9 protein-coding genes are annotated in these 4,785 nt (G+C 69.8%); 5 read left to right on the top strand and 4 right to left on the bottom strand.

What is annotated here, in order from left to right; all coding sequences use genetic code 11:
- The 3 genes from ACTWQJ_RS46565 to ACTWQJ_RS46555 all read right to left on the bottom strand — a co-directional run.
- Positions 1 to 220 (bottom strand): FAD-dependent oxidoreductase (locus tag ACTWQJ_RS46565; RefSeq protein WP_443312432.1); only part of this gene is annotated, 220 nt, incomplete at its 3' end.
- Positions 217 to 990 (bottom strand): aquaporin, encoded by a 774-nt coding sequence (locus tag ACTWQJ_RS46560; protein WP_443312431.1) that lies wholly within the window; start codon positions 988 to 990, stop codon positions 217 to 219. The genes ACTWQJ_RS46565 and ACTWQJ_RS46560, both read right to left, overlap by 4 nt.
- Before the next feature lie 39 nt (positions 991 to 1,029).
- Entirely contained in the window at positions 1,030 to 1,338 is a 309-nt protein-coding gene (locus tag ACTWQJ_RS46555) for an ArsR/SmtB family transcription factor (RefSeq protein ID WP_443312430.1), read from the bottom strand.
- Positions 1,339 to 1,444: 106 nt separating this feature from the next.
- Between ACTWQJ_RS46555 and ACTWQJ_RS46550 the strand changes: the two genes are divergently transcribed.
- The 5 genes from ACTWQJ_RS46550 (at position 1,445) to ACTWQJ_RS46530 (ending at position 4,482) form a co-directional block, all read left to right on the top strand.
- Positions 1,445 to 2,080: an arsenate-mycothiol transferase ArsC gene (locus tag ACTWQJ_RS46550; protein ID WP_443312429.1), complete on the top strand. Its 636-nt coding sequence runs from the start codon at positions 1,445 to 1,447 to the stop codon at positions 2,078 to 2,080.
- Between the two features lie 47 nt (positions 2,081 to 2,127).
- Entirely contained in the window at positions 2,128 to 2,547 is a 420-nt protein-coding gene (locus ACTWQJ_RS46545; protein WP_443312428.1) for an arsenate reductase ArsC, read from the top strand.
- Between the two features lie 5 nt (positions 2,548 to 2,552).
- On the top strand, positions 2,553 to 3,536 hold the full coding sequence (trxB, locus tag ACTWQJ_RS46540) for a thioredoxin-disulfide reductase (RefSeq protein ID WP_443312433.1): 984 nt from the start codon (positions 2,553 to 2,555) through the stop codon (positions 3,534 to 3,536).
- A gap of 23 nt (positions 3,537 to 3,559) precedes the next feature.
- A complete protein-coding gene (gene trxA / locus ACTWQJ_RS46535; protein WP_443312427.1) occupies positions 3,560 to 3,883 on the top strand; it encodes a thioredoxin in 324 nt (107 codons plus the stop codon).
- An 86-nt stretch (positions 3,884 to 3,969) separates the two neighbouring features.
- A complete protein-coding gene (locus ACTWQJ_RS46530; protein ID WP_443312426.1) occupies positions 3,970 to 4,482 on the top strand; it encodes an alkaline phosphatase PhoX in 513 nt (170 codons plus the stop codon).
- Positions 4,483 to 4,598: 116 nt separating this feature from the next.
- On the opposite strand, the gene ACTWQJ_RS46525 is transcribed toward ACTWQJ_RS46530, so the two are convergent.
- On the bottom strand, positions 4,599 to 4,785 hold a 187-nt coding region (locus ACTWQJ_RS46525), incomplete at its 5' end, for a hypothetical protein (RefSeq protein ID WP_443312425.1).

The raw sequence follows: 4,785 nt of genomic DNA, 5'->3' as shown, positions 1-4,785 counted from the left end.
ACTCCTCCCCCGCCTGTGGCGGCATGAGCCATCCCGGCAGAGAGGAGAAGGCTGCCGGGGAGAACAGGTGCAGGGAGTCCCAGCTGTGCTGCCACGCCCCTCCGGGCGCGGACTGGGCGTCGAGGATGACGAACTCGACGCCGAGGCGGCGCAGGTGGTAACCGGCGGCCAGCCCGGCCTGGCCGCCGCCGATCACCACCACCTGGGTGGTCTGCATCATGCGTCGGAAGCAGTCCGGCCGGTCATGAAGATGAGGGCCACGAGCGCCAGTCCGACCACGGCCCCGACGAGCTGCATCCCGATGAACGCCGGTACGGAACCGGGCGCGATCCCCGCGAAGGTGTCGCTGAAGGCGCGGCCGATGGTCACCGCCGGATTGGCGAACGAGGTGGAAGACGTGAACCAGTAGGCGGCACCGATGTACGACGCGACCGCCACGGGGGCGAAGCGCAGACGGTCCGTGCGGGCCAGGCCGAAGATCAGCAGGATCAGACCCGCGGTGGCGACCACCTCGCCCAGCAGCAGGTTCCCGGCCGAGCGGTCATGCGTGGACCATTCCACCAACGGCTCGCCGAACATCGCGTCCGCCAGCACGGCGCCCCCGATCGCGCCCGCGACCTGAGCGGGCACGTAGACGGCCGCCTCGCGAACGGTGGCCCCGGGACCTCCGCGCCGAGCGGTCCAGAGCTCGGCCAGGGTGACGACCGGGTTGAAGTGCGCCCCGGAGACCGGACCGAGCAGCGCGATCAGCACGCCGAGACCGAAGACCGTGGCCAGGGAGTTGGCCAGCAGCTGCACGCCCACGTCCCGGGTCAGCTCGGTGGCCTGGATACCGGATCCGACGACGACCGCCACCAGGGCCGCGGTACCGACCAGTTCGGCGGTGGCCTTGGCCACCAGGGGCGTACGCGGCGGGGTCGGCCCGGGCACGGGCTGAGGCTCAGCGGCGGATATGACGGATTCCGCAGCCGTCTCATGAGTGGCGGTCAACAAAGACTCCTTGGTGCAGTCGCCTCACGCGGCGGGGGGTCAGGGGCAGGACCGCTTGTTGTCGGCGGCTGTACGAGCGGACTCGGCCAGATCGGTGAACTGGCCGGCGAGAGAGGCGATGACGTCCGGGCGGAGCTTGTAGTACGTGAAGCGCCCGCACGGCTCCGTCTCGACGACCCCGGCCTCGCGCAGGACTCTCAGGTGGTTGGAGAGGTTGGTCTGGCGGGCGCCGGTCTCCTCCACCAGGTGCGTGGTGCACAGCGCCTCTTTGGCGAGCAGGGTCACGATCTGCAGCCTGAGCGGGTCGCCCAGAACCCGGATCAGTTCAGTGTCGACTGACGTCATCATGGGCTGATACTGTCACATCACCCACGGCTGACACCAGCCTGAGCTGACCCTTGGGACCCGCACTCAACGCCTGTTGGGCCCATGACCCGAAGAGAAGGGGGTCCTCATGAACGCATCCCCACCCCCTGTCCTGCCTGACCAGCGCCTCGCCGCCGGGGTGGCCCGGCTTGCGCTGCGCTACCGGGGCCACTTCTCGGCAGAGACCATCCAGCAGGTCGTCACTGACTCATACGAGCGTCTCGCCGAGCACGCCCGCGTCCGAACCCACCTCGTCGTCCTCGCCGAGCACCTGGCCACCGAGCGGCTCGACGCGCTCGCGCACATCCAGGGCGCGCCGGGCGTCGGGCTCCCCCGGGTGCTGTTCGTCTGTGGCCACAATGCCGGGCGCTCCCAGATGGCCGCTGCCCTCCTCGCCCACCGAGCGGCGGGCCACGTGGTCATCTCTTCCGCGGGCACGCTCCCGGCCGCAGAGGTCGAACCGGTCGTCGCCCAGGTGCTGACCGAGGCCGGCCTGGACCTGACCAACGCCTTCCCCAAGCCGCTGACCCCCGAGGTGGTCCAGGCCGCGGACATCGTCGTCACCATGGGCTGCGGCGACGCCTGCCCCGTCGTACCCGGCCGCCGCTACCTGGACTGGCCCGTCACCGACCCCGAGGGCGCCCCGATCACCGTCGTCCGCGGCATCCTCGACGAGATCGACGCCCACATCACCGAACTGCTCGACTCCCTGCCGAGCACCTGAAGTTCCGTCCCACATCACCGTTGAACCCACTCGTGAAGGAAGAACCGATGTCCTCGACCCCGCTCGCCTCCGTGCTGTTCGTCTGCGTCCACAACGCCGGGCGTTCACAGATGGCCGCCGGATTCCTGAACCACCTCGCGGGCGACCGGGTCGAGGTCCGTTCCGCGGGCTCGATCCCGGCCGACCAGGTCAACCCGGCCGCCGTCGAGGCCATGAAGGAGGTCGGCATCGACATCTCCGACCAGCAGCCCAAGGTGCTGACCACCGAGGCCGTCCAGGCGTCCGACTACGTCATCACCATGGGCTGCGGCGACGCGTGCCCGATCTTCCCGGGCAAGAAGTACCTCGACTGGGCCCTGGAGGACCCGGCCGGCAAGGGTGTGGAGTCCGTGCGCCCGATCCGCGACGAGATCAAGACCCGTATCGAGGCCCTGATCACCGAGATCGACGCCAAGCAGGAGGCGTGACCTCAGTGACGGACAACCGCATACACGAGGTCATCGTCATCGGCTCCGGCCCCGCCGGATACACCGCCGCCCTCTACACCGCCCGCGCCGAACTCAAGCCGCTCGTCTTCGGCGGCGCGATCTTCGTCGGCGGGGCGTTGACCACGACGACCGAGGTCGAGAACTTCCCCGGCTTCCCCGAAGGCATCGACGGCCCCGTCCTCATGGACAACATGCGCGCCCAGGCGGAACGGTTCGGCGCGGAGATGGTCGACGACGACATCGTCGAGGTCGATCTGACCGGGGACATCAAGACCGTCACCGACACCGCGGGCACCGTCCACCGGGCCAAGACCGTGATCGTCGCCACCGGGTCCGGCTACCGCAAGCTCGGCCTGCCGCGCGAGGACGAGCTCTCCGGCCGGGGCGTGTCCTGGTGTGCCACCTGCGACGGCTTCTTCTTCCGCGACCGCGACATCGTCGTGGTCGGCGGCGGCGACACCGCCATGGAGGAGGCCACCTTCCTCACCCGCTTCGCCCGCTCGGTGACTGTCGTCCACCGCCGCTCGACGCTGCGCGCCTCCCAGGTCATGCAGAAGCGGGCCTTCTCCGACGACAAGATCTCCTTCGCATTCGACAGCGAGATCGCCGAACTCAAGGAGGAGGACGGCAAGCTCGCCGGGGTCGTGCTCCGCGACGTCTTCACCGGCAAGACGCGCGACCTGGACGTGACGGGCCTGTTCATCGCAATCGGTCACGACCCGCGCACCGAGCTGTTCCAGGGCCAGCTGGACCTGGACGACAGCGGCTACGTCGAGGTCGCCTCGCCCTCGACCCGTACGAACATCCCCGGCGTCTTCGCCGCCGGAGACGTCGTCGACCACACCTACCGCCAGGCGATCACCGCCGCCGCCAGCGGCTGCGCGGCCGCCCTCGACGCCGAGCGGTACCTCGCCGCGCTGAGCGACACAAGCGCCGTCGAGGGCGAGCCCATCGCGGCCGCCGTCTGACCTTCCGCAGGAGACAAGCCCCCATGGCTCTGAAGAACGTCACCGAGGACTCCTTCGACCAGGACGTCCTCAACAACGACAAGCCGGTCCTGGTCGACTTCTGGGCCGCCTGGTGCGGCCCGTGCCGCCAGCTTGCGCCCTCCCTGGAGGCGATCGCCGCCGAGCACGGCGACAAGATCGAGATCGTCAAGCTCAATATCGACGAGAACCCGGCCGTCGCCGCGAAGTACGGCGTCATGTCCATCCCCACCATGAACGTCTACAAGGACGGCAAGGTCGTCCAGACCATTGTGGGCGCCAAGCCCAAGGCCGCCCTGGAACGCGAACTCACCGACTACCTCGCCTGACGGCCCAACCCGCGGCGGGGGCGCCGACGGCTCCCCCGCCGCACTGCCCCACTCCCACCCGCACCGTTCCCAGACGGAGGTATCCGGTGGTCAGCAAGCGCATCGTCGCCGTCGGCGGCAGTGACGCCGGCATCAGCGCGGCGCTCCGCGCCCGTGAGCTCGAACCGGACAGCGAGGTCACCGTGGTCGTGGCCGACGCCTACCCGAACTTCTCCATCTGTGGCATCCCGTACTACGTCTCCGGCGAGGTCGGGCACTGGAGCGACCTCGCCCACCGCACGCTCGCGGACCTCAAGGCCATCGCCTTCGACGACTACGGCAACCTGTGGCTCGCCACCGACGGCGCCGCCCTGGGCTTCCACGACGGCCTGTTCGCCGTCCCCGTCAAGGGCCCCCACCGCGGCCACGTCATGCAGTTCCTGACCATGCCCAAGGGCGCCGAGACCTGCGGCCCTATCATCACCAGGGACCGCATCCTGGTCGCACCCCAGCACCCGGGCGAGACCGACGGCGCCACAGCCGAGAACCCCGGCTCCGCCTGGCCCGATGGTCCCGGCAAGCTGCCCCGCCCGTCGGTCGTCGCGGTCTGGGCCGACTGAGCGACCTGGTCACCAACACATCGGTTAACCACGGCAGAACGAGCCGCCGTCCGGGACCACCCCGGCGACCAGCCGTGGTACGGCCTCGGACGGCGCCGCGACTACTTCCTGCTTCGTCACGCACCGGCGTGATATCCACGCCGGTGCGTGAGCGGCGATGACCAGTCCGGCGTGCCGGCCTGCGCTTCACCGTCCTGGCTGCCGCCCCGTCTCCGGCCCGCTGCCGCACTTCGCTGCCGGCGCACCTGCGCGGCCACCGGTCTGAACGACGCGATCGCATCCACGGTAAAGGGTGCGAAAGAG

The sequence above is a fragment of the Streptomyces sp. KR55 genome (genome assembly GCF_052245645.1).
Lineage (GTDB): Bacteria > Actinomycetota > Actinomycetes > Streptomycetales > Streptomycetaceae > Streptomyces > Streptomyces flavusporus.
This window is presented reverse-complemented; position numbering and strand designations above follow the sequence as displayed.

Bases quoted from the DNA above. Each gene is read 5' to 3' on its own strand.
- trxA (WP_443312427.1), top strand. From the start codon at position 3,560: ATGGCTCTGAAGAACGTCACCGAGGACTCCTTCGACCAGGACGTCCTC.
- ACTWQJ_RS46550 (WP_443312429.1), top strand. From the start codon at position 1,445: ATGAACGCATCCCCACCCCCTGTCCTGCCTGACCAGCGCCTCGCCGCC.
- ACTWQJ_RS46545 (WP_443312428.1), top strand. From the start codon at position 2,128: ATGTCCTCGACCCCGCTCGCCTCCGTGCTGTTCGTCTGCGTCCACAAC.
- ACTWQJ_RS46555 (WP_443312430.1), bottom strand. From the start codon at position 1,338: ATGATGACGTCAGTCGACACTGAACTGATCCGGGTTCTGGGCGACCCG.